16 protein-coding genes are annotated in these 24193 nt (G+C 66.5%); 8 read left to right on the top strand and 8 right to left on the bottom strand.

All coding sequences use genetic code 11. The annotated features are described in order from the left end of the window. Positions 1–70: 70 nt before the first annotated feature. The gene (gene bcp / locus WC815_07495) at positions 71–538 is read left to right on the top strand and encodes a thioredoxin-dependent thiol peroxidase (protein ID MFA5908603.1); all 468 of its coding nucleotides are present in this window, start codon (positions 71–73) and stop codon (positions 536–538) included. 80 nt (positions 539–618) lie between these two features. Then, positions 619–1902: a cation transporter gene (locus WC815_07490; GenBank protein ID MFA5908602.1), complete on the top strand. Its 1284-nt coding sequence runs from the start codon at positions 619–621 to the stop codon at positions 1900–1902. A gap of 135 nt (positions 1903–2037) precedes the next feature. Here WC815_07490 and WC815_07485 read toward each other — a convergent pair whose 3' ends face one another. Continuing rightward, positions 2038–2595 carry a Spy/CpxP family protein refolding chaperone gene (locus tag WC815_07485; GenBank protein ID MFA5908601.1) on the bottom strand — a complete coding sequence of 186 codons (558 nt, stop codon included), beginning with the start codon at positions 2593–2595 and terminating at the stop codon, positions 2038–2040. A 140-nt stretch (positions 2596–2735) separates the two neighbouring features. On the opposite strand from WC815_07485, the gene WC815_07480 reads away from it, so the two are divergent. The 3 genes from WC815_07480 (at position 2736) to WC815_07470 (ending at position 5482) form a co-directional block, all read left to right on the top strand. Further along, entirely contained in the window at positions 2736–3446 is a 711-nt protein-coding gene (locus tag WC815_07480; GenBank protein ID MFA5908600.1) for a response regulator transcription factor, read from the top strand. Continuing rightward, positions 3439–4923, top strand: a complete 1485-nt coding sequence (locus WC815_07475; protein MFA5908599.1) for a HAMP domain-containing sensor histidine kinase — start codon at positions 3439–3441, stop codon at positions 4921–4923. The genes WC815_07480 and WC815_07475 overlap by 8 nt, the downstream gene beginning before the upstream one ends. A 187-nt stretch (positions 4924–5110) precedes the next feature. Further along, positions 5111–5482 (top strand): hypothetical protein, encoded by a 372-nt coding sequence (locus tag WC815_07470; protein MFA5908598.1) that lies wholly within the window; start codon positions 5111–5113, stop codon positions 5480–5482. A 266-nt stretch (positions 5483–5748) separates the two neighbouring features. Here WC815_07470 and WC815_07465 read toward each other — a convergent pair whose 3' ends face one another. After that, positions 5749–9447: an Npt1/Npt2 family nucleotide transporter gene (locus tag WC815_07465; protein MFA5908597.1), complete on the bottom strand. Its 3699-nt coding sequence runs from the start codon at positions 9445–9447 to the stop codon at positions 5749–5751. A 52-nt stretch (positions 9448–9499) separates the two neighbouring features. Here WC815_07465 and WC815_07460 point away from each other — a divergent pair, with 52 nt between their 5' ends. Then, entirely contained in the window at positions 9500–12286 is a 2787-nt protein-coding gene (locus WC815_07460) for an Npt1/Npt2 family nucleotide transporter (GenBank protein MFA5908596.1), read from the top strand. Positions 12287–12297: 11 nt separating this feature from the next. Here WC815_07460 and WC815_07455 read toward each other — a convergent pair whose 3' ends face one another. Together WC815_07455 and WC815_07450 are read right to left on the bottom strand one after the other, a co-directional pair. After that, complete coding sequence (locus tag WC815_07455) at positions 12298–13287, bottom strand: hypothetical protein (protein ID MFA5908595.1); 990 nt, start codon at positions 13285–13287, stop codon at positions 12298–12300. A 16-nt stretch (positions 13288–13303) separates the two neighbouring features. Continuing rightward, complete coding sequence (locus WC815_07450) at positions 13304–15325, bottom strand: M1 family metallopeptidase (GenBank protein ID MFA5908594.1); 2022 nt, start codon at positions 15323–15325, stop codon at positions 13304–13306. Between the two features lie 74 nt (positions 15326–15399). On the opposite strand from WC815_07450, the gene WC815_07445 reads away from it, so the two are divergent. Together WC815_07445 and WC815_07440 are read left to right on the top strand one after the other, a co-directional pair. After that, positions 15400–16401, top strand: coding sequence for a hypothetical protein (locus WC815_07445; GenBank protein MFA5908593.1), 1002 nt, complete (start codon positions 15400–15402; stop codon positions 16399–16401). Between the two features lie 75 nt (positions 16402–16476). Then, positions 16477–17685 carry a hypothetical protein gene (locus WC815_07440; GenBank protein ID MFA5908592.1) on the top strand — a complete coding sequence of 403 codons (1209 nt, stop codon included), beginning with the start codon at positions 16477–16479 and terminating at the stop codon, positions 17683–17685. Between the two features lie 48 nt (positions 17686–17733). Here WC815_07440 and WC815_07435 read toward each other — a convergent pair whose 3' ends face one another. The 4 genes from WC815_07435 to WC815_07420 all read right to left on the bottom strand — a co-directional run bounded on the left by WC815_07435 (position 17734) and on the right by WC815_07420 (position 24086). Next, positions 17734–18237, bottom strand: coding sequence for a GNAT family N-acetyltransferase (locus tag WC815_07435; protein ID MFA5908591.1), 504 nt, complete (start codon positions 18235–18237; stop codon positions 17734–17736). Positions 18238–18409: 172 nt separating this feature from the next. After that, complete coding sequence (locus WC815_07430; GenBank protein ID MFA5908590.1) at positions 18410–18898, bottom strand: hypothetical protein; 489 nt, start codon at positions 18896–18898, stop codon at positions 18410–18412. A 46-nt stretch (positions 18899–18944) separates the two neighbouring features. After that, positions 18945–20741: a sigma-54 dependent transcriptional regulator gene (locus WC815_07425; GenBank protein MFA5908589.1), complete on the bottom strand. Its 1797-nt coding sequence runs from the start codon at positions 20739–20741 to the stop codon at positions 18945–18947. Positions 20742–21749: 1008 nt separating this feature from the next. Next, entirely contained in the window at positions 21750–24086 is a 2337-nt protein-coding gene (locus WC815_07420; GenBank protein ID MFA5908588.1) for an HD domain-containing phosphohydrolase, read from the bottom strand. Positions 24087–24193 lie beyond the last annotated feature (107 nt).

Below are 24193 nucleotides of genomic sequence, written 5' to 3'. Positions count from 1 at the left end.
AGAACACGTAGGGGCGACTTCGACATGTAGTGTCCGGCTTCAGCCGGACCATGCCGCCCGCGGAGACACCATGGCACTCATCGACCCCGGCAAGAAAGCTCCCGCGTTCTCCCTGCCCGACCAGGCCGGCAAGGTCCACACCCTGGCTGACTACGCCGGCCAGCCGGTGGTGATCTACTTCTACCCGAAGGACGACACGCCTGGCTGCACCAAGGAGTCGTGCGCCTTTCAGGACAACCTGCCGAAGTTCAAGAAGAGCAAGGCCGCCGTGTTCGGCATGAGCGTGCTCGACTCGAAGAGCAAGGCCAGGTTCGCGACGAAGTACGACCTCACGTTCCCGCTGCTCGCCGACGAAGACCACGCCGTGATGGAGAAGTACGGCGTGTGGCAGGAGAAGTCGATGTACGGCCGCAACTACATGGGCGTGGCGCGCACCACGTATCTCATCGGGCCCGACGGCAAGGTCGTGCGGCGATGGGACGGCGTCAAGGTCGACGGCCACGCCGAAGACGTGCTGGCGGCAGTCCAGGCCCTGTAGCGTCCGGCTTTAGCCGGACCATGCCAGCGTCCGGCGCCTGTGGCGTCCGGCTTTAGCCGGACCGTTCCGGCGATAATGAAGTGTTCGTGGCCAGCCCAACCAACTCGATACTGAGACTACATGTTGCCGGGATGGACTGCGCCGACGAAGCGGCGCTCATTCGACATGCGCTGAATCGCCCGGGCGTCGCCGCGCTGACCTTCGACCTGGTCGGCCGCCGCGTTGACGTCACCTACGACCCGTCCATTGTCCCCGCGTCGGCGATTCTCGATGCGGTGGCCGGCACCGGGCTGGTCGCCCACAGCCACGACGCCGACGACGTGGTGGGCGACGACCATCACGATCATCATCACGACACCGCGAAGTGGTGGGCGGGCGCGAGCCTGGCCGCCTTTGCCGTTGGCTGGATTATCGACGGCCTGTCCGCCGAGACCTGGAGCGAAGCGATGTTCGGGCACGGCACGGGGGCCGGGCACGCGCACCAGGGCCCCGCCGTGGCGGCCTACGCGCTGTCGGCGGTCGCCGGACTGGCGCCGATGATTCCGCGCGCGGTGGTGTCGCTGCGCTACCGGCGCCTCGACATGCACGTGCTGGTGTGCCTGTCGGCGATCGGCGCGGCGTCCATTGGCCAGTGGGCCGAGGCGGCGGCCGTCGCCTTCCTGTTTGCCCTCGCCCACCTCATGGAAGCGTGGAGCATCGATCGGGCGCGGCACGCCGTGGCCCACCTGGTCGGCCACGAGCCCGGGTGGGGCGAGGACCGCGGCCACGAATCGGCGCCGGTGGAGCGCTGGATCGAGAAGTTCGCCGCCGTCTACACGCCGGTCGTGACCTTCGCGGCCCTGGCCGTCGTGATGCTGCCGCCCATGCTCGACGGCCGGTGGGAAGTGTGGTTTTACCGCGGCCTGATCTTCCTCGTGCTGGCCTGTCCCTGCGCGCTCGTGATCTCCACGCCCGTGACCGTGGTCGCCGCCCTCACCTCCGCGGCCAGGCGCGGCGTGTTGTTCAAGGGCGGCGCGCCGCTCGAGCGCGCGGCGCAAGCGAAGGCATTCACGGTGGAGGCGCTCGGCGCCGCCGGAGTCGTCGTGCAGTGCCGCACGGCCGACACCATCCCGCTCGAGAAGGTGGATGTCGTGCTGACGTGCGACCATCCCGAAGACATGGAGTTCCTGGTCGGCCACGCGCGAAGGGCGGTGAAAGTGATTCGCCAGAACGTCACGCTCGCCCTGGCCACGAAAGCAGCCTTCCTCATCTCCGCGTTCTTCGGTGCCGCGCCGCTGTGGCTGGCGGTGCTGGCGGACACCGGCGCGACGGTCGCCGTGACGCTCAACGGCCTCCGGCTGCTCAGAGCCCACGCGAACCAATAAGGGGTCTGACCCCGAGCGAGAAATGCCGAGGGGTCTGACCCCTTCGCGGCGCCGCGTCGGGGACAGACCCCTACGCGGGCGGCGTCGGAGACTGACCCCTCACACAATGCCCATGAGGGGTCAGCCCCCGCCTGATTAGCGCTTACCCTGCTGGCGCTGCTTTCTCGGCTGCGCTTCGCGCGATGCCCGCAGCTCCTTCAGCTTGGCCAGCTGTTCCGACGTCAGCACCTGCAGCGTCTGCGCGCGGACTTTCGCGCCCAGGATCGCCGCGTCGGCCTCGGCCGCAGCCACCTCCACGCTCTTGGCGCGGACCGCGGATTCGTCCAGCGTGTCGGCTTCGAGCAGCTTGCGCATGCCCTCGCGCGCCGCGCCGACCTTTGCACCCGCGGCCTGGAATTCGGCCAGGTGCGATTCGTGGATCGACTTGACCTGCGCCTTCTGATCGTCGCTCAGATCCAGTTCACGGAACCCGGGCCCGATGCCCATGGGGCCGCCGGGACCGCCGGGGCCGCGCATTGGCCCGCCCGGTCCACGCATTTGTCCGTCCATCGGTCCGCCCGGGGGCGGGCCGCCCACGCCAGGGCCGCCGCCTCGGCGCATCGGGCCGTCCTGTGCCATCACCAGCGCCGAACCCGCGGCCATGGCTACCGCGACGAGCCCGGTGGCGAGGGAAATCTTGAATGTCTTGGTCATGTGATTGCTCACTCCTTCTAGCCTATGAGACGGGATTCTCGTGGCAGCCCCGTGGCCCGGGTGTGAGAAAACTGTGGCAGCCCGCCTTCGCCAAGGCTTCGGCGGGGCAAGCGCCGCAATCTGTGAAAAACTGCAGGGAGATGGCACGCGTCCTGGTGATCGAAGACGACACGCACATCCGCGATCTGATCGTTCTCCACCTTGGTCTCGAGGGCCTCGAAACCGAGGCGGTGGGCGACGGGCTCGACGGGCTGGCTCGCGCCAGCGCGCAGCCGTTCGACCTGATCCTGCTGGACCTGATGCTGCCCGGCATGGACGGCGTGTCGATTTGCCGGGCCATCCGGCGCGAAGGCCCGAACCAGGACGTGCCGATCATGATGCTCACGGCGCGGCGCGAAGAGAGCGACAAGGTGCTGGGCCTCGAAAGCGGTGCCGACGACTACCTCGCCAAGCCGTTCGGCATCCGCGAGCTGGTGGCCCGCGCCCGCGCGCTGCTGCGGCGGCCACGGCGGTCGCAGTTACAGGCCGAAGCCGCGTCCCCGTCGGAACGCCCGGTCGAGATCCACGGCCTGCACATCGACCCGGCCCGCCGCAGTGTGCGGGTGCGCGGCGCGGAAATGGACCTCACGGCGCAGGAGTTCCGCCTGTTGTTCGTGCTGGCGACGCACCCGGGCATCGTGTTCAGCCGCGAGGCGCTGCTCACCCGCGTGTGGCCCGACCGCACCTACGTGACCGAGCGCAGCGTGGACTCGCTCGTCAAGCGGCTCCGCCGGCGCGTCGAACTGGATCCGGCCAACCCCGCCATCATCCTCACCGTGTGGGGGAGTGGCTACAAGTGCGCCGATGTCTGATGCTGCCGCTTCGACCCGAACCAAGCTGACGTCCAGCCTCTACTGGCGCATCGGCCTCGGCTTCATCCTGTTCCTGGCCATTACGCTCGGCCTGCAGTTCGCCCTGTTCATCTGGGTGGCGGGCGAAACCGAAGGCGGCATGCCCGAGCGGATGGGCCGCGACTTCGCGGAGTTGGTGGCGTCGGAGTTCGAGTCGGCGCTCGAACGTGACCCCGCCATTGACCTCGAGCAGTATGCGAGGCGCCGCATCAGCGAGTTGCATCGCCCCGCCGTCATCATCTTCGCCGATGGCCGTGTGGTCGGCCCGCCGGGGGTGGACGTGCCGCCCGGCATGCGCATGCCGGGTCCGTTCAAGCGCCGATCGCCCGGCATGGCGGGGGAGCCTGGCGGCCCGCCGATGGAGCGGATGCCGCCCCCCGGGCCCATGCCGCGCATGCCGTTTGGCGGGCCGCGGCGCGGACCGGTGATGGCGCCGATTGCGCACAACGGTGACGTCGTCGGCGTGGTGTGGGTGCCGCCGCTCACCGGCCTGCGCCGTGCCGCCGACGAAATCGGCACGCCCCTCGCCATTGGCGCGTTCCTGCTGTTGATCGGCGGGACCGCGCTGGCCGCGCTCGTGATCTTTCGCCCCGCCCAGGCGCGCCTGCGCGCCCTCGAGGACGCGGCCCGCCGCTTCGGCGAAGGCGACCTGTCGGCGCGCGCGCCGTCCATCGGCGGTGACGAGGTGTCGGCGGTGGCCGACGCGTTCAATCGCATGGCCGCCGACCTCGCCGCCCGCCAGGCCCAACTCGTCGAAGCCGACCGCGCCCGTCGGCAGTTGCTGGCGGACGTGTCGCACGAGTTGATGACGCCGCTGACCGCGATCCGCGGCTATGCCGAAACCCTGGCGCTCCCGCAGTTTTTGCCCGAGAACCAGGAAGGGCAGCGAGCCGTTCGCGTGATCCAGGAGGAGGGACAGCGCATCGAGCGGCTGGTCGGCGACCTGCTCGACCTGGCGCGCTTCGAGGCGGGCGGCATCTCGCTCACGCTCGAAACCGTGTCGGTGGACGAGCTGTTCGAGCGCGTGACCGAGCGCCATGCGCAGGCGGCGCAGGAAAAGGGCGTGACGATCACCGTCGATCCCCGAGATACCGACCTGAGGGTCACCGCGGATCCGCATCGGCTGGAGCAGGCCGTGCAGAACCTGGCGTCGAACGCGCTGCGCCACACGCCGCCCGGCGGCACCGTGCGACTGGCCGCCGCGCGCACCGGGCGCGGCGCCGCGATCCGCGTGTCGGATTCGGGCGTCGGCATTCCCGCCGAACACCTGCCGCACGTCTTCGATCGGTTCTACAAGGCGGATCGGTCCCGCGCGCAATCGGGATCGGGGCTCGGCCTCTCGATCGTCAAGGCGATCGTCGAGCGCCATGGCGGCACCGTCAGCGTGCGCAGCACGCCGGGGGTCGAAACGAGTTTTGAGATCGTGCTGCCAGACTGAGACATCGGCCTCGCGCTCGGCGTCACATCGGCATTCTTCCTGCTGGGTGCGGCCCTCATCTTCGCGCTGCCCGATCGTGGCGGCCAGGCGCCCGACGCCGAGAAAGTGAAGTGCCGACGCGGCCGGCCGATTATCCCGGTAGGCCTGTGTGTCGGCCAACGCGCATCGCAATTGGGGAGGATTCTGGATGTTATTGCCGCCCGATGAAGCCGCCACTCGTCGTCTCCACCACGAACTGGAGATGACGATCCGCGAGGTGAACCACGAGTTGATCAGCGCCGCCACTGGGGCGATCACACGCAATGCGTTCACCAACGTCGCGCGTATGGTCGCCCACCAGCGAGGGCGCTATCTGCGGTGCGTGCTCAGGCTCGGCGACGAATCGCTCAGTGCGGACGTCGAGACTGACACCGCGCTCGAATTGAAACCGCTGCGCGAGGCGTATCACGAGGCCGTGGAAGGGTTCGCGGCGCTCGAGCACGCACTGCAGCGTGGATACGTGACGCTGGCAGACCGAACCGCGCTGCCCGATTGCGGCGGACAGGCGATCGAGGCCTAGTCCAGGCGAGACATCACGCTCGCCGAAGCACGCACCAGTGACCCTCGCCGGCGCGACTCGAGGTGCCGGCGAGGCATTGGGGCCACCCGCGCCGCTGGGCTGGTGACCTGCGATCGCGACCGGAGGCAGGTATTGAATCGCCGACGTCGTCACCACGCCTCATGCGCTGGGGTCTGAGAACGGGCTGGGTGGGAGGTCGTTAGCGAAGCCTGCGCGACTTGGGATTTCCCCAAATCGCGAAATCACCACATCGCCAAATCGCCAAATCAGCGTTCGAGCCTTAGCAGGAACGAGAACACCCCCTGCAGCAGGTCGGTGTGATCGGCGAGCAGCTCGAACAGCGCATGGCGTTCCAGCCGCAGCGCGGTGGCGGTCTCCGTCACGGTCATGGTGGCGTCGAACTTCGAGCCGCCCAGCGTCTCGTACATCCCGACGATATCGCCGGCGTTCGCCGTGGCGGTGGTGCCGCCCGGCATCTCCACCGTGAGCGATCCGCTCAAGACGATCAGGATGGCTGCTTCGCCGCCGCGCTTGATCGGCTCGCTACCGGTCTGCAGCGTGACCGGACGCGCGATGGCCGACAGCCGCCACAACTGCACCGCCGTGGCATGCGCGAGCAGCGGGCTCGACTGCAGCAGCAACAGGCGATCGACCGGCTGCAATTGCTCCGGCGCCGTGGCCTGGTCCTTCAGCTCCTGCGGCACGTCGCCCTCGATGTGCGTATGGTCCGCGCCCAGGTGCCGCGAGTGAATGAGGGACCGGAACAGGCCTTCCGCGAGTTCCACGTTCTCCGACAACAGCGCCAGGAATTCGTCGTTGGTCAGCGCCAGCGTGATGACACGGTCCACCGCAGTGACGCTGGTGGTCATCGGGGCGCCCTCGAGCACGGCCTCGAACGCGAGGGGCGCGGGCGCGGCGATCTCGGTCACGCCGGAGGCGCCGGTCGATTGCACCCGCCCGTCGAGCAGGAATTGCACGGACGTCGGCCGGGTGCCGCGCTGGTACAGGGTGCGTCCGGCCTCATGACGGACCTGCCGGCCCAGTCGCGCGAGGCGGAACAGTTCGTTCACGTGCGTGAAGTCGAACATCGGCAGCCGGCGCAGGCGGTCGGCCAGCTCCACCGACGGCAGCGGCTCCTGCCAGAGGGCGGCGCGCTGGTCCGGCGGCATCCGGTGCGCGGCCAGGGCCCACGACGCCGCCTCGAACATATGTTGGTCCTTGGCGTCGCGATGGGCGAGCACGTGCTCCAGGTCGTCGGCCAGCGACCACATGCCACGTTCTTCCACCAGCAGCACGGCGGCCGCCGCAATCGACTCGTCTTCGTCGTGCAGGAGCTGCGCCACGGTGTCTTCGACGTCGCGCACACGCGTCCGGTAGATCACGTTGCCCTTGCGGATGCGCTCCTCGGTCGGCATGTCGTCCACCAGGATCATCACGCGCTTGCGCACGTCACCCGACAGCAGGTTGTCCAGGTACTCGATGCCCCGCGAGCGCACCTTCGGGTCGTTGTCGGTCAGCGTGTTCTGCACCGCGGCGATGTCCGACGGCGTGTTGATCAGGCCGAGCAGCTGGAAGGTGCGGCCCAGCCGGCGGCTCTGCTTTTCGGTGAGCGAGCGCGCGAGCAGGCATTGGGAGTCAAGCCCGCCGGCCACGAACAGGTTGTGGTGCAGCGTCAGCGCGCTGTAGGCGAGGCCGGCCTCCGCATGGAGGTGCCGGGTCACCACGTCCTTGTCGATCGCGATCTCGGGGTTGGTCACGCGAATGCGCTCGAGCGCCGACACCGCCTTGAACTTCAGGAAGCCGTCCGGGTCGTCGAGGGCGGTCAGCAGGGCAGCCACCGTGGACGGGAACGGGAGGTGCGCCAGGGTCGAGGGCACATGGCGGCGCACCCAGATGTTCTCCTCGCGGTCCAGCATGAAGTAGGCCAGCGGCGCCACCACCGGCTCCCCGAAACCGGTCAGCACCTGCCGCGCCGCCGACTTCAGCCGGCGGTTCCTCAGCAGCGACACCAGCGGCACCACGAACAGGAAGTCCTGCGCGCCAAGCTTGCCCGCGCTCTCGATCGCCGCGAGGGCGACCTCGACGTTCGGGTCGTACATCAGCGGCACCAGCAGCGGGCGGAACGCCGGATTCTCGACATCGCCGAGCGCGCGGGCCGCCAGCAGCCGCCCCGCCGTGCCCTGCTCGCGGGTGTCGCTCGAGAAGGCGCGGAGCCGATCCTCGGCCGCCTGCACGTCCGCCTCGTGCGTGCTCGACGCCAGCGCCGCCGCCGCGACGATGGCGAGGGCTTGGTCGGAGCCGTGCAGGAACGGGCGCATCACATCCGCGGCGGCTTGTCCGCGAAGCGCGGCCAGCGCGCCAACCGCGGCCACCCGCACCGACGCGTCGGCATCCCGCAACGCCCGCTCGACGCGCGGCAGCCAGCGGTCCGCGGCCTCGGTGCCGGCGGCTTCCGCCACCCTCAACGTGCGCGCCCGGATCTCGGCCGACTCGTGCGCCAGCAACAGCGGCGTGACCAGGTGGCGCTTGTCCAGGGCGTCGAGCAGATCGATGGCGTAGAGCACGCGGCGCGGTTCCGGGTGCGACAACTCGCTCACCAGCGTTTCGATCGATTGCGGCCCGAGGTTGGCGCCGCTGATGTCGGCGGGCGCCACGTCCTGCTGCTCGATGCTGCGCCGGAACGTCCGCAGGTATTCCTTGCGCGCCCGCATCGCCGTGAACATCCACAACCCGACCATGGTCAGGCTGGCGTAGCTCAGTTGCTGCCAGTTCCAGCCCAGGCCCCAGTCCTTGATCAGGACGAGGATCATCAGCGCCCCCATGCCCTTCGACAACCGGTCCATCGTCACGTCGATGAACGGCTTGGCGCGGTACTTCAGCTCCGCCGGCAGCGGCAGGAACAGCACTTCGCGCGAGGTCTTGTCCACGGTGTAGCGCAGCGAGGTGTCGAGCACGCGGGCCAGGCCCGGCGCCCACAGCGCGCGGTTGAACAGCATCACCACCGCGGTGGTGCCCAGGCTCACCGGCAGCACCAGCAGCGCGAAGCCGATGCCCATCACGCGATGGATGCGGCTGGTCAGCCCCACCTGGATGACGAAGCCGATCAGCGACAGGTAGACCGTGACTTGTGCGAGGAACGCCGCGATCGCGTCGGAATTGGCGGCGCCCTTGGCCTCCGCCGCCGCCATGTTGAGCTGCTGCTCGATGATCGCGGCGCCGATGGCGGCAAAGCCGATCACCAGCGCAATCACCTGCAGGTGGCGGGAGGACCGCAGCAGCTGGATGGCCTCGCCGCTGCTGACGCCCTCGTCCTCGCCGGTCTTGGTGGCGTCGCTCGTGCCCGCCGCCTTCTCGCGCTTCAGGATGAAGGTGACGATGAAGAAGCACAGGCCCATGATCGAGGCGCTGACCAGCAGCATCTGCTTGGCGCCGAGCGATTCGACCAGAAACGCCGTGAGGCCCGCACCGGTCGCGCCGCCGAGGCTGGCGCCGCCGCCGATGAAGCCGAAGATGCGCTTCGCCTGCCGCGGATCGTAGACGTCGTTGGCCAGCGTCCAGAACTGGCTGATCAGGAGGATGCCGAGGATCAGCGCCAGCACGTAGAAAGCGACCGCGACCCAGTCGGCGCCGACGGTGGTGAACAGGAACCAGAACAGGAGCAGCAGGCCCGCCATGCCGGCCTGCGTCACCGGGATGGTCCAGCGCCGGGGCACCGCCCGCATCACCGTGGTGTAGCCCTGCATGATGAAGCCGATCAGCACGCCGGCCCCGAATTGCACCCACGGCAGGTTGTCGGCGCCCAGGCTCGAGATGAACTCCGACCGCGTGATCGGCTTGACGATGTTGTAGCTGGTCATCGCCAGGAACGAGTACAGGAACATCAGCAGGGCCGTCGTCGACTCACCGTCGCGCAACTGGACGACGGGACCGAGGACGCGCGAGAGGCGGGAGGGACGTTCGGCCATCTGGGTTGGGAGTGAGGGAATCTTATCCTAAGGTAAACTCCCGCAGGGCCTGATGCTGAGTCTTGCAGAACGCGCGCTCGGCCTCACCCGCCGTGAACTTCGACGGGCCTTCCCGTTGTTCGCCTACCTGTTCCTGACCATGGCCAGCAGCGTGGCGAGCAAGGCGGCGCGCGACGCGCTGTTCCTCGATCGCTACCGCGCCATCGACCTGCCGTACGTGGACATCGCCATCGCCGTCCTGGTCGGCCTCGCCGCCAGCGTGTATCTGTGGATCGGCCACCGCACCAACCTGCGGAACCTCCTGGTCGGCAGCATCCTGTTCTTCGCCGCCAACGCCCTCCTGTTCTGGACCTGGGCCGCGGTGTCGGTGGTCGAGTCGGGCGCGCTGTTCGTGGCCATTTACATCTGGGTCGGCGTCTTCTCGGTGCTGGCGCCGTCGCAGGTGTGGACGCTCGCCAACTACGTGATGACCACGCGCGAGGCCAAGCGGTCGTTCGGCTTCATCGGCAGCGGCGCCATTCTCGGGTGGATCGTCGGCGGCCTGGCCACCCGCACCGCGGTGTCGCGTTTCGGCACCGCGAACATGCTGGCGATTGTCGCGGTGTCACTATTCGTCTGTGCCGGCCTGGTGATGGTGATCTGGCGCAACCGTCCCGACTACGTCGGCAACGACATGCCGGCGACCGGCACCGACCGCACCGCGGCCACCCTGTTCGGCAGCCTGGCACTGGTGCGCGAGTCGCCGTATCTGCGCGCCATTGCCGCCCTGGTGCTGATTTCGGCGCTCACCACCACCGTGGCCGGCTGGCAGTTCAAGGCCATCGCCAAGGCCGCCATTCCCGGCACCGACGAACTGGCGATGTTCTTCGGCACCTTCAACATGATCGCCGGGATCATGTCGCTGATTCTCCAGCTGCTGCTGACCGGCCGCGTGCTGCGGACCGCGGGCGTGGGCGCGGCGCTGTTCATCGTGCCCACCGCGATGCTGATGGGATCGATGGGCGTGTTCCTGCTCGGCACGCTGGTGGCGGCGTCGGCGCTCAAGGCCAGCGACCAGGTGCTGCGCTATTCGATCGACAAGGCGACCACCGAGTTGTTGTACCTGCCGGTGCCGGCCGCGCACACCTTCCGTGTCAAGTCGTTCATCGACACCGTGGTCTACCGCCTGGGCGACGCCGGTGGCGGCCTCATCGTCCTGCTCTTCGCGGCCGGCTTGCACTGGTCCGCGGTGGACATGTCGCAGGTCAGCGTCGTCTTGATTGGCGCCTGGATGCTGGCGGCGTTCGTGGCGCGCCGGCAGTACGTGGAAAACCTGCGTGAGAGCATCCATCAGCACCGGGTGGATTCGGAGCGCGCTTCCATGCCGGTGATGGAACGCGACGCCACCGCGCTGATCTCGTCGCGGCTGAAGGGCACCACGCGGGAGATTGCCTACGCCCTCAGCCTGTTCGAGATGGCGCACGACCGCAAGGTGCATCCGGCGGTGCGCGGCCTGCTCCGTCACGAGCAGCCGGAGATTCGCCGTCAGGCCATTTCGCTGCTGGCGCGGGCCGGCGACGCCAGCGTCAAGGCCGAGGTCGAGGCGCTGCTCCGGGACCCGAACCTCGAAGTCCGCACCGAGGCGCTGTTGTACCTCACGGTGTTCGACGACAGCGACCCGCTGGAGCGCATCGAGGCGCTCGGCGACTTCGAGGACTTCTCGATCCGCGCCGCCCTGGTGGCGTTCCTCGCCCGGCCCGGCGCCACCCAGAATGTCGAGGCGTCGCGGCTGGTGCTCGCGAAGATGGTCGAGGAGCAAGGGGCGGCAGGCCAGCGCACCCGTCTCGAAGCGGCGCGGCTCATCGCCATGCTGCCGGACCTGTTCGAGCGCGAGCTGCGTACGCTGCTGGACGACGAGGACGTCGAGGTGGCGCGGGCGGCCATGGTCGCCGTCGGCAAGTTGGGGAAGCGCACCCTGATTGCGCCGGTGATCGATGGTCTCGCCGATCCATCGCTCGCCGAGGTCGCGACCTCGGCACTGGCCGAGTTCGGCGACCGCATTGTCGGCACCCTGCGCGATTACCTGACCGACGAGGGGATCCGCACCGAGGTGCGGCGCGAGATCCCGAAGGTCCTGCAGGCCATCGGCTCGCGGTCGGCGCAAGCCGTGCTGACCGAGAGCGTCCTCGATCGCGACGTCATCCTCCGGTACCACACCATCACGGCCCTCAACAAGCTGGGCCAGCAGCATCCCGAGCGGTCCACCGATCGCAAGCTGAGCGAGTCGGTGATGGCCGCCGAGATCATGGGCCACTACCGCTCCTACCAGGTGCTCGGCACGCTCGGCGCCTCCCTGGACGATGAGGCGAACCCGATTGCGCATGGGTTGAGGGAGTCGATGGAGAAGGAGGCGGAGCGCATCTTCCGGCTCCTCAAGATACTGTATCCCTCCTACGACATGCACAGTGCCTACGTCGGCCTGCAGTCCAACGACCCGGTCGTCCACGACAACGCGGTGGAGTTCCTCGACTCGGTGCTGCCGCCGGAGGTGCGGTCGATCGTCATCCCGCTGTTCGATCGCGAGGTGCCCGTCGGCACCCGCATCGAGGCCGCCGACAGGATGCTCGGCGCCTCGCTCGGCGACCGCGAAGAGGCCATCGAGGTGATGGCGCTCAGCCAGGACCCGTGGCTGCGCTCGTGCGCGGCGTATGCGATGGGCGAGATGCGGCTGACGCGGTTTGCGGCGAAGCTGGACGAGTGGGCGAAGGACGGCGACACCCTGCTCCGGGCCACCGCGGTCGACGCCCGCGAGAAGTTGCGTCACGCCGCGGCTGCCGCCGCCGGCGTTGATGCCCTCTAGGGATCACCCCTTTACGCGGGCCCGATTGCTTCGGCCGACGGGGAATCCGGCCACTTCGGCACCGGCCGTGCGACGTAACCGGCATGCGCCAGCCGCCCCTGGAACAGCGCCGTCTGCGACGCCGCGAACTGCAGCCGGATAATCACCCTCAGCACGATGAAGAGCTGCCCGACGGCGAAGGCCAGCGCGTTCGCGCTCGCGCCCGGCGCCACAACGTAATAGAGCAGCAGCACCGCCAGAAATGCGAGCGTGTTCATCGCGTAAAGCCCGATGGCCGCCCCCGGGTTGCGGCGCACGAACCGCCAGCCCGCCACCAGCGCGCCGATCATGCTGCGCCGGTCCTCGACCACCGCCCTCACCTTTGCGTAATCGAAGATCAGGTTCGCAAACAGCACCAGCGCCCCAAAGACGATGTAGAGGCCGAGGCGATAGAAGAACGCGGTGCGCTCGACGGTCAGACCTTCGAGCAGCCGCGAATACAGGCCGTCGAACAACCAGCGGTGCACGGTGATGAACAGGAACGCATACACCGACATCGACATCACGCTGAGGCGGAGAAAGCGGAAGAAGCAGACCCCGCAAGCGGAGAAGAATCCGCCCGCGCCGATGGCGTGATCGCGCGCCAGGCGGTCCAGCACGCCGCCGATCAGGAAGGTCGAGACGATCATCTGCGCCGCCACCACCCACACCAACGGCGACGGCGGTCCGCTGGCGTCGGCGACCCCGCTCAGGTTCTTGAGCACGGCCGCGAAGCCGAGAATGGCCGGCACGAACGTCTGCCCGACGCCGGAGGCCTGCGCCAGGAACTCGTTCCACCAGTCGAAGTTCATGCCCTCGGCCGCAGGCTGCGCCGCCATGCTGGCGCCCAGGTGGTCGCCAAGGGCGGCATGCAGGACCAGAGACAAGGGCAAGGCCAGCAGGATGGTGGAGAGCCACAGCCCAATCACCAGCCACGGCGCTCGCTTCACCCGCATCAGCCCGTCAACGAAAGCCGAACCCATCAGCACCTTTCAGAACCTAAACAAAGAACGCGTAAGTCATCAGCAGATCCTGCACCCACACCATCCAGCGGAGCGACCACTTCGTGGCTGCCGCCTCGGTCGCGGGTGCCATCACGCGGCTGTTGTTCGTGTAGTTGGTGTCGAGCAGCAACACGCGCTCGGGATCGACCTGCGCCGACACCGCCTTGACCGGCCGGTCGAACGTGAACGCGTGCCAGCGCGCGCGGCCATCCCACGCCTCGCGGACCTGCTCGCCGTTGCTGAACGTGACCAGGACATCGACCGGAAAGACGCCGGCCTCGAGACGCCGCACCACCACGGTCGTGCGATACGTGCCCTCCGACTTCCGGTCCTCGAAGGTCAGGCCGTCGCTGAGCCCTCGCGACGAGACGGGCTCGCTGTCGAGCCGCTCGATGCCGTAGTCGAACTTGTTCGAGCTGCGGTACACCTGGTCGAAGAACCACGCGTGCGGCAGGCCCGTGACTTCTTCAACCACTGCGAAGAAGTCGTCCGGCTGCGGATGCTTGAACTGCCACCGCGAGAAGTAGGTGGACAGCACCTTCTGCATCACTTCCCAGGTGTGCTTCCGCTCGAGCGTGTGCAGCATCAGCGCCGTCTTGTGGTACGACTGCGCCTGGTGCGTGGCGGGCCACAACTGGAAGGTGGGCGTCGACAGCGCGTCGCGATCGCCCATGCGCCGATAGGTGTTCATCCAGTTGGTGTCGGTCGCCCGCTTCAGCGGGATGTCGCGGAACTGCCAGGGGATGAAGTCGCCGAAGAAGCGCTGCACGAAGTAGTTGGGCTGCAGCGCCTCGGCTTGCACGCGCGAATCGGAGTACTCGTTGAACCCCTCGTCCATCCAGGCGCGCTCGGTCTCATTGTTCGCCACCATGCCGTACCAGAACTGGTGACCCGCCTCGTGCAGCACGACGTATTCGGGATCGTTGCTGCCGCGGGGTGACAGCCACCGCGTGCCGCCGGTGAACAGCGTCGGATACTCCATGCCGCCCGAGTCGCTCTGGAACGCCGGATCGACAATCGTGATGTGGCCGTACGGGTAGGCGCCGTACCACTCACCGTAGTAGCGGAGGGCCGCGGCGGTGCCGGTGAAGTGGCGATCCGCGAAGCCGGCGTGTTCCGGCTGCAGCAGCAGCCGCATCTCCACCGGCGGCAGGCCGCTGTGCTCGAACCGCGCGGTCCGCTCGATGAAGTCCGGGCTCGTCGTCCACGCGAAATCGTGGACATCGTCCTGGACATACCGATGGGTGGTCCGGCCCGCGCCTGCGTCGATCCGCGACTGCTCGACGCCGGTCGCGCCCAGCACCCAGCCGGTCGGCACCGTCATGCGGACATCGTAACGGCCGAAGTCAGAGAAGAACTCCGAGTTGGCAAAAAACTGGTGCGCCGTCCAGCCGCCGGCTTCGAACACGCCGAGCTTGGGGAACCACTGCGACACGAAGAAGTAGTTGCCGATGGCGCCGGTGCGGTCGAAGTTGGCCGGGAACCGGCCCTTCCACGTGATGCGCAGCCGCAGCGTTTCGCCCGGCTGGACCGGCGTGGGCAGCTCCGCCGACGCCAGCGAGCGGTCGTCCAGGTTCTGATCGTCCGGAGAGATGTAGCGGAGCACCGGCTTCAGGTCGGCCCGGTCCGTGCCGTCATCGTTGAGCACCGAGATGGTCGCGACCTCGGTGTAACCGAAATCGCCCTCGGGAGCGTCGCCAAACGCATCATCGCCCACCAGCTTGCGCTGCTTCAGCCACGTCGAGTTGGTGTTGCGGAAGGCGTTCCAATAGAGGTGGACGCGAACGGAATAGGCAGCCAGCGTGCCGAGGTTCCGCCAGGTGATGACCTCGCTCCCGGTCAGGGTGCGGGCGGCGGGATCCAGCGTGACGTCGATGTCGTAGTTGGCGTTCCGGGGGGACTGCCGCGCGGGACCGCCCGGGGTCTGGGCCGAGGGGGCGGCCTGGGTCAGGGCCGCTGCGAGCAGCGCGAGGCGCCCGAGGCGCCCGAGTCGCCGGAGTCCTTTTCTGTCGGTCACCAGCGCCCATCGTAACCCGGGACGGTGCTTGCCCGCCGCAGCCTTGGCGAAGGCGGGTATAATCCATAGTTCCTATGGCAATTCGAGTTCTCTTCTACGGTCTGGGCCCCATCGGCGCCGCGGTTGCGCGCCAGGTGGCCTCACGCAAGGGTTTCAAGATTGTCGGCGCGGTCGATATCGACCACGCGAAGGTCGGCCTCGACCTCGGGCAGGTCATCGGCCTCGACAGGAAGCTGCGCATCCGCGTCACCAACGACGCGCTCGGCGCCATCAAAGAAGGCAAGCCGGACGTGGCGGTGCTCTGCACCAGCTCGTCGCTCAAGAAGGTGATGCCGCAAATCGAGCAGGTGCTCGGCAAGAAGGTGGCGATCGTCTCGACCACCGAGGAGCTGTCGTACCCGGTCGGCAAGAACCGCGCGCTGGCGAAGAAGATCGACGCGCTGGCGAAGAAGGCCAAGGTGGCGGTGGTCGGTACCGGCGTCAACCCCGGCTTCGCGATGGACGCGCTGCCGATCACGCTGACCGGCATCTGCGAGCGCGTTGACAGCATTCGCGTGGACCGCGTCCAGGACGCCCGCACCCGCCGCCTGCCGTTCCAGCAGAAGATTGGCTCCGGCCTGACCAAGGAACAGTTCGCCGCGAAGGTGAAGGCGGGCACCGTCCGTCACGTCGGCCTGACCGAAAGCGTGACGATGATTGCCGACTCGATGGGCTGGAAGCTCGACAAGATCACCGACGTCATCCAGCCGAAGATCGCCGACAAGGCCGTGGAAAGCGACCTGATTGCCGTCGATCCCGGTTACGTGTGCGGCATCATCCAGGACGGCGTCGGCTACAGCAAGGGCAAGCCGGTGATCACGCTCCACATGGAAGCCTACCTGGGCGCGCCGGAGTCGTACGACGCCGTCACCATCGAAGGCAACCCTCGCGTGACCTCGCGGGTGGTGGGCGGCCTCCACGGCGACATCGCCACCGCGTCGATCACGGTCAACTCCATCCCGAAGATCCTGCGCGTGTCGCCGGGCCTGCGGACGATGGCCGACATGCCGATCCCCAGCTGGTTCGGCGGCAAATAGGGGTCTGACCCCGAGCAAGAAGTGCCGAGGGGTCTGACCCCTCCGCACCACCGCCTCCGCGCTATGCTAGCAGGCATGCGTCCGGCGCACCTCCTCCTAGCCACCGCCGCCATCCTCGCCGCCAACGTCGCGGCCGCCATTGCCCAGCGCGCCGGCGTCTTCGACCAGTCCTACAACCATCCCGCCATCCGCTACAGCACCTCCGACACCAACACCGTCGTCGATGCGCTGAACCGGAGGCTGGCCGACAAGTCCGCCGCTCTCGCCTACGACGAGAAGACCGGCTACCTGAAGTCGGTCCTCGACCTGCTGCGCGTTCCGGTCGAATCGCAGGTGCTGGTCTACACGCAGACCAGCCTGCAGGCGCAGCACATCTCGATGACCAACCCGCGCGCGATTTACTTCAACGACAACGTGTCGGTCGGCTACATCCGCGGCGCCGGGCTGCTCGAGATCGTCGCCCAGGATCCGGTGCTCGGCTCGGTGTTCTACGTGGTGCGCCAGGAACCCGCCGCCGTGCCGACGTTCGGCCGCGATCAGCAATGCCTGCGCTGTCATGTGTCGTGGGACACGCTCGGCGTTCCCGGCCAGACCGTTCTCAGCACCTTCCCGCGCAAGAACGACGCCGACTACGCCAACGGATTCACGGTGGATCACTACCGGCCCATCGAGGACCGGTGGGGCGGGTGGTACGTGACCGGCAAGCGGGTGCCGGCCAGGCACGCCGGCAACCTGCCCCTGTTCATGCCCGCCCGCGTCGCCACGCCGCCGCCCGCGCGCGAGTCGCTCGCCGGGCAGCTCGACATGAGCGGCTATCTCACCCCCTACAGCGACGTGGTCTCGCTGATGGTGCTGGACCACCAGACGCACCTGTTCAACCTGTTCACGCGGGCAACCTGGGAGGCCAGGGTCGGCGTCGAGTCGAGGGTGGCCGAAGCGGCCAATGCCATCGCGGACTACATGCTCTTCGTGGATGAAGCGCCGATCGTGGACGGGCCCATCGTCGGGTCATCCGGGTTCGCCGAGAAGTTCGCCGCCACGGGCCCGCGCGACGCGAAAGGCCGGTCGCTGCGCGAGTTGGACCTGAAGACGCGGCTGCAGAAGTATCCGCTGAGCTACATGATCGACGCGCCGGCCTTCGCGGCGTTGCCGCCGGCGGTCACGACGCTGGTGATGGGGAAGATTAACCGCGTGCTGTCTGGTGAAGAAGCCGGACCGAAGTTCGCGCACCTGACGCCGGCGATTCGCCAGGCGATTACCGGGATTCTCGATGCGGGCAGGTGATACTTCATCCGCCGTCTGGCGGATTGCTGCGTGATGTGGCGTCCGCCTTCAGGCGGACTGTCGCGGTTCCAGCGTCCAGATCAGTTCCGGCTGGCCGTTCCTGGTCGATTCCTTGACCACGTGCGCGCCCAGCTTCCGCATGGCGCCCACGCCGCGGCCGTTGCGCACCAATGTCTTGCCGACCAGCGATGTCACGCCCCACTCGTTGAACAGGAAGTCCAGGTAGAGGGTGACGGCCGTCAGGAACACGCCGGTCCCCCACAGGTCCGGCGACATCGCAAAGCCGATTTCCGCGCGGTCGTCATCGAGCCGCAGCGCCATGAACAAGCCCGACACTTCCTCGTTGCCGGTGAGCAGGGTGTAGCAAGCGGCGCGGCGATCGGACCGGCGCGACTGGCTGAGCGCAATCCACGCCCCGAACTCGGAGATGGTTCCGGGAGGCGGATCGAGGTGTGCCGACACCTCGGGCTTCGAGAACAGCGCCGTTAGCGCCGCCGCGTCAGACAGCTGTACTTCGCGCAGGCACACGTCGTCCTGCGAGAGTACGGGCAAAGCATGCACAGTTGCCTGGCTCACCACATTGCAAAGGGCTCCCTGAAAACGAACCAGAGGAGGGGAGCCAACCTGACAAAGAGTATGGCCTCGTTTGGTACAGGGATCGAGCGACGGCCGGAGATTTTGTGTGCAAACAGCACAACCTGGTGGCCGGGTTACCTGTGAGCCCCTAAAACTGCTTGGCGGCGGCTGGCTCGAAGCGATAGATGACGTAGGAAATCGGTCCGTCCAGCTGCGTAAACCGGTGAGGGATCCCGGCCGGCAGGATTACCAGGTCCTTGGGGTTCACCTTCTGGGTGACGCCGCCGACCTGCGTCACGAAAAAGCTGGGCGTGGGACCGAGATTCGGCGGATCGGAGACCGGCCTCTTGTCCTGGATCGCACCGCCAATCAGGAGCGTGCCCGACCCCTCGATGATCTGATAGATCTCGGTGAGATCTTCGTGCATCAGCGCGCGGGCCTCGGCGTTGATGCGGTGCACGATCCCGACCCGCACGATGCCGCCCTTGACGGGCGTTTCCCTCACCTTCGTGTCGAGCGTCTTGTTCGCAATCGACGCTCTCATCGTCGCCTCGATGTCGGCGGCGGTGATGACTGTGGCTGGCGACGGCTCTTGGGCTAGCAGCAGGCTCGAAAACAGCGTGATGACCATGAACATGGGGCTCATCCTAACGCGAGGTGGGCCGGATTGGCGGCGCCATCAGCTATTCGATGCCGAGGCGCATCCGCTTGAGGTAGAGGCCCTTGCGCGACAGCCCGAGCATTTTCGCGGCGTCCTCCACCTTGCCGTCGCACGTCTTGAGGGCGCGCTGGATCAGCGCGCGCTCCAGGTGCTCGGCCGCGGCCGCCAGCGGCTGATCGATCCGCATCACCATCTCGGTGGGTTCGAGCGTCCGCTGATTGGCCGGCACGGTGCGGCGGCTGGCGGCGATGACCGACGACAGGTGCTCCGGCATCAGCACCGCGCCCGGTTCCGCCAGCGCCACCATGCGGCGCACTTCGTTGGCGAGTTGCCGCACGTTGCCTGGCCATCGGTAGAGCACGAGATACTCGAGGGTCTCCTCCGCCACCCGCAGCATCGGCTTCTGCAGCTCGTGCGCGAACTTGTCGAGGAAGTGTTCCACCAGCAGCGGGATCTCTTCGCGCCGTTCCCGGAGCGGCGGCACGTGCAGCGGGATCACGTTGAGCCGGTAGTAGAGGTCTTCGCGGAACCGGCCCTCAGTCACCAGCTGGTCGAGGTTGGCGTTGGTGGCCGCGACGACGCGGACGTCCACGAATTGGGGACGGGTCTCTCCGAGCGGGAGGATTTCGCCGGACTCGAGGAAGCGGAGCAGCTTCGGCTGCGCCTCGGCGCTCATCTCGCCGATCTCGTCGAGGAACAGGGTGCCGCCGGCGGCGGCGCGGATCAGGCCGGGGGAGTCGTCGAGAGCGCCGGTGAAGGCGCCGCGGCGATAGCCGAACAACTGGCTGTCGATGATGTCGCGCGGGACGGTGGTGCAATTGAACGGCAGGAAGAGGCGGTCGTGCCGGGCCGAGGCCTGGTGCAGGGCGCGCGCGAACAGCTCCTTGCCGACGCCGGTCTCGCCCGTGATCAGCACCGTCACGTTCGACGGCGCCACCCGGCGCACCGACTTCACCAGTTCCAGCATCCGTTCAGACGCGCACACCAGGCCGAGTTGCTGTTCCGGCGAGGGTTCGGGCCACAGCGCCGTCTGCTCGCGCTCCTGGTGCCGGGCGCGGGCGAGCGCCAGGGCGGTGTGCACCATCCGTTCCACGGCGAGCAGCGTGGCCCGGGCCGTCGCCGTGGGGCGCGGCAGGGCGGCGATGGCGAATTGCCGGTCGCGATGCGAGCCGAGGGCCATGCGGATCGTGTCCGGGTGATCGGCGCGCCATGCCGGCGCGTCGGGCGCCGCGTAGGCGGCCGGCCAGTGGTGCGTGCCATCCGGCCGGGTCTCGACAATGCGGGCGTGCAGGGCGGCCTGGGTGTCGGCAATCAACGAAAGCGTTTCGGTCGCGAGGAGGGGCGGGTGCGCGGCCAGGTCAACGAGGGCGGCAATGCGTTCGGTGAGGGCCGCGGCCGGTGGCCGCCGATCCGGGCCATCGTGCGACGGCGGGTCTTCGCCAACGGCGAGTCCGTCGCCGCTGTCGCCGCCGGTAAAGGCGGTGCCGGCGAGCGCGGTTCGCGGCGCGGTTTCCAGGGCGTCGCGCTGGATCTCGGCGCCGGCGGTGAGGTTGCCGACGCTGACCAGGATGCGGGCGGCGCGGTCGAAGTAGCTGGCGGCGGCCGCCTGGTTGTCGTCGGCGGTGAGGCGGCCGGCGACGCGCGAGGCCTCGGCCAGCATCTCGAGTGGCGGGTCGGGGTTGGCGCTGACCGCCTCGGCCATCAGCCTGGCGCCGTCAGCAGCCCGCCCAATGCGCCCGAGGCCTTCCGCCGCCAGCAGTTTCATCCGTTCCAGCAGGTTGCGATCGGCCATGCGCTCGATGCGAGGGATGGCATCCATGGCGACGGCGACGCCGGCGTCAGCTTGATCAGTGAGGTAGAGCCATTTGACACGGGTGAGAAGGTGCCACAGTCCGTAGTACGAGTGACCATGGTCTAGGTTTTCCGAAAGAGCCTGTATCTCATCGGCTAGACTTCTGGCGAACTCAAGGTCCCCTGATGCTAGGGCCGACTGCATCTGAGTGTCGCGGATACCTATCTCGGTCGATCCCCCGCGGCGCACCACCTCAAGGAGCTCTCGTAGTGCCTCATTCGCATCTTGAACTGACGACTGAGCGAGTCTGATATGCGCGAAGTTCCCAAGGGCCGGTATGCGAAGTTCGCGTGACCCGGAACTCTCGGCGCAGGCGAGGGCTTGCTCGGTCAGCTCAAGAGCAGTCCGGTAGTCACCGTTGATTATCGCGATTCCCGCGTTGGTGATCGCCAGCCTGCCTTGCTGCCAAACGTTGGCGAATCCATCCAGTAGGCTCTTCGCTGTGTGAGCGCTCCTGGCGGCGGCGACCAAGAACCCTCTCTTCGCCTGAATCTCCGCGCACAGAGAGTGTAGGGCCACCATTGAATGGGGATCGCCTGCGCGGATCACGGCCTTTCTAAGCCTCGAGACCTCGATGGCGGCTGGCTCAATTCCGACCCAATGGAGCAAGCCTTCGGCGTTGCTGCACATGAGCCTGGCCTGTAACCTAGAGTCACCGGAGTCCCACGCGAAAGCCAGCGCGCGTTTCATTCCCCGCAGGCCGACGTCCGTCTGGCCGATGCTGAGGTTGACGCGCCCGATGACGTTCCAGCAGGCCGCCTTATCGGAAATCGTTAAGTGCTCATTGAGAAGCCGCTCCGCCGAATCGCGTGCGCGCGCCGGGCTTCCTACGTGTGCTTCGAGTTGGGCTCGTATTACTCGTAACCCAAGCGGCCGGCTGGGTTGCTCGTCAAGAGCCTTCGCAGCGGTTCGGAATTGCCCTGACTCCACGAACGAGGTAATGATCGAATCTGGAGTCATCCACTGCGCTCCGATCTAGTGCACCAGCGGCTTTCCGTCTAGCTGTGGCTCCCCGGACTGGATTAGCCCGAGCACCTCACGAAGTTGAAGAGAGTTGGCGATCTCGGCGATCTTGATATTCCGCACCATCAGCAGCGGCTTTGACGCCGAAGCCGGATCGAAACCGATTCCCGTAAGTGCCCGAAGAGGTGCTGTGACAAGGAGTTCGCTTGAGGAGAGTCGAACGATGCCAATTCGGCCCGATGCTGCGGCCAGCTCTGTTTGGAAGGTGGTCTGAGTGGCCTCCCGATGTCGTTCCGAGCTCGTAGCATTCAAAAACGTGACCAAAACCACGGACAAGAAATCGGGATGGCTGCGGTCGACTCCGTGCGCCCGATGGGATAAGAGGGCGTCCAGAATGACGTAAAGCGTTTCCCGTGACGTTCGGCTAGTGCCGTCAACCGATGCCACCTGATCATGGGCCATTGAAGTCGCAAGAGCAGCCGCCAACAAAGGGGCAACCGATTGAATCAGAACCCGCTGCTCGACCGCGATTTCTGAGCCTGAAGGTGCGTAGAACGTCAGAGTGCCGACCAAGACGTCTCCGTCGACTAGGGGGACGCTTGAGCCGAGGCCAACTCCTGAAGATCGTGCGAGTTCGATCGGAAGATCAAGCGTTGCATCAGAGTTCCATATAGGGGTTCGATGGGCGGCAACCCATCCCGAGAGCTTGTCGCCGAGACGGATTTCGGGGCCGCCGACTAGTTGCGATAGGGGTCCGTCCGCAAAAACACACCGGATTGAGTGCCCGTTTTCATCCACGCCGTACAGGGCCATCGAGCGAGCATTGGTGAGTCGGAGCACTTGTCTTGAAACGACTACACCAAGGTCTTCAACAGAGATTCCAGGTGGGCAAGGTGTGATCGATTGCAAGAGCGACAGAACTTTGAGCGGAAGCCGGTCGGATACATCGACAAGGTCGGGCGGAGGCGGTTCGGGTATTACCCGTAGCTTTGTGGCGATCGAATCGATGGCGTCTTTCTCGACGTCATTCTCTTGGGCCAGTTCCGACAGTTCTTGCTGGGCCTCGATGAACTTGTCCACTATCAGGGGGTCGTACATTGACCCTCTGCGTTGAATCAAGATCGCAATAGCATCCTCTACCGAGAGCCTCGGCCGATAGGGTCGATCGGACGTCAACGCGTCGAAACAGTCGACGACCGACAATACCCGGGCACCAAGTGGGATCGCGACACCCTTAAGGCCAGTCGGATATCCAGTGCCGTCCCAACTCTCGTGATGATGTCGAACGATTGGCACCACCGGATATGGGAACTGAATCGATGAAAGGATGTCCGCTCCAATGTTCGCGTGCTGTTTCATCACGTCGAATTCGTTCGGCGTCAGTCGTCCCGGCTTGTTCAAGATGAATTCCGGTATTGCGAGTTTACCCATGTCGTGGAGGAGGGCCGCCGCTTCGATTGCCTTGATCTGTGTGTCGTCGTTTACCCCAACTGCTCGCGCTAAGCCAACCGCGTATCGCTGGACTCGTCGAATGTGGCCATGCGTGATTTGGTCTTTCGCATCGATTGCCATTGCAAGGGTTTCGATCGTCGACAGATACATCTTATTGACGTGCATCAGATGCTTGTTGGCATCTTCGATTCTTCCGAGTGAAGTCTTGAATGTTAGATACGAAATCAGGAGTAGAGGAACGATGATTCCGAGCGTCGTGAAGTCTATCTCTCTCGTGTACGTCACGAGCAGGCCCGCAACAGAGCCGCCACCAAAGTAGTTCACTGACAGCCACAGGAAGTTCTCACGCCAGATAACCAGGGGCGACTTCTGCTGTTCTAGGGCCAGAGCAAACGCAACAAGCCAGCTATTCAGCAAGAAATACGAAAGCGTAAATAAGAAAAGAGGGAACAGAATCTGCGACAGAGGCGTGTTGGCTATCGAATAGGGGGGCACACCCGCGACGGCGAAGAAGAGGTGTCCTGAGAGTGTTGTAGACAGAGCAACGGCGGCGACGTTGAAGATGACCCTAAACGGTTCTCGCGCGTGATGGCCGAGCCTGAGGGAGATAATCAGCGCGTCTAGGAGGGCCGTAATCGTTCCGGCGGCGGGCCCAAAAAGCAGGACCGAGGCAAAAACGAACGTGTCAGAAACGGAGAGTCGTGCCCGCACTCCTGGTATGCGAACCGTAAAAGTGCCTGTCAAGAGGGTCAGGGCAGCAAGAATGAGCCACTGCAAGTCGACCTGCTGCAGTAGTAATTGCGCGAGGGAATGAAAGGCGACGATGATTCCAATCGCCGACACTCCGGTCACGTAGGCACGGACTGGCCTCGGTAGGGCCCCGAACTGAAGAGACATATCGCGTCGATGAGATTATCGTCGCTTTGCCAGTAAAACTATTCGCCCCAGATAATGAGTTTAGCCATCACTTCTCCTTCAGAAGAAACGTGCACTAGTGGACGTTT

The organism is Vicinamibacterales bacterium (assembly GCA_041659285.1).
Taxonomy (GTDB): Bacteria; Acidobacteriota; Vicinamibacteria; order Vicinamibacterales; family UBA2999; genus 12-FULL-67-14b.
Note: the sequence above shows the minus strand (reverse complement) of the source record. Positions and strands in the feature narration are given on the sequence as shown.

Excerpts from the sequence above, each read along its gene's own strand:
- bcp (MFA5908603.1), top strand. The coding sequence starts at position 71 with ATGGCACTCATCGACCCCGGCAAGAAAGCTCCCGCGTTCTCCCTGCCC.
- WC815_07485 (MFA5908601.1), bottom strand. The coding sequence starts at position 2,595 with ATGACCAAGACATTCAAGATTTCCCTCGCCACCGGGCTCGTCGCGGTA.
- WC815_07480 (MFA5908600.1), top strand. The coding sequence starts at position 2,736 with ATGGCACGCGTCCTGGTGATCGAAGACGACACGCACATCCGCGATCTG.
- WC815_07475 (MFA5908599.1), top strand. The coding sequence starts at position 3,439 with ATGTCTGATGCTGCCGCTTCGACCCGAACCAAGCTGACGTCCAGCCTC.
- WC815_07470 (MFA5908598.1), top strand. The coding sequence starts at position 5,111 with ATGTTATTGCCGCCCGATGAAGCCGCCACTCGTCGTCTCCACCACGAA.
- WC815_07465 (MFA5908597.1), bottom strand. The coding sequence starts at position 9,447 with ATGGCCGAACGTCCCTCCCGCCTCTCGCGCGTCCTCGGTCCCGTCGTC.
- WC815_07460 (MFA5908596.1), top strand. The coding sequence starts at position 9,500 with ATGCTGAGTCTTGCAGAACGCGCGCTCGGCCTCACCCGCCGTGAACTT.
- WC815_07455 (MFA5908595.1), bottom strand. The coding sequence starts at position 13,287 with ATGGGTTCGGCTTTCGTTGACGGGCTGATGCGGGTGAAGCGAGCGCCG.
- WC815_07445 (MFA5908593.1), top strand. The coding sequence starts at position 15,400 with ATGGCAATTCGAGTTCTCTTCTACGGTCTGGGCCCCATCGGCGCCGCG.
- WC815_07440 (MFA5908592.1), top strand. The coding sequence starts at position 16,477 with ATGCGTCCGGCGCACCTCCTCCTAGCCACCGCCGCCATCCTCGCCGCC.
- WC815_07430 (MFA5908590.1), bottom strand. The coding sequence starts at position 18,898 with ATGTTCATGGTCATCACGCTGTTTTCGAGCCTGCTGCTAGCCCAAGAG.
- WC815_07425 (MFA5908589.1), bottom strand. The coding sequence starts at position 20,741 with ATGGATGCCATCCCTCGCATCGAGCGCATGGCCGATCGCAACCTGCTG.
- WC815_07420 (MFA5908588.1), bottom strand. The coding sequence starts at position 24,086 with ATGTCTCTTCAGTTCGGGGCCCTACCGAGGCCAGTCCGTGCCTACGTG.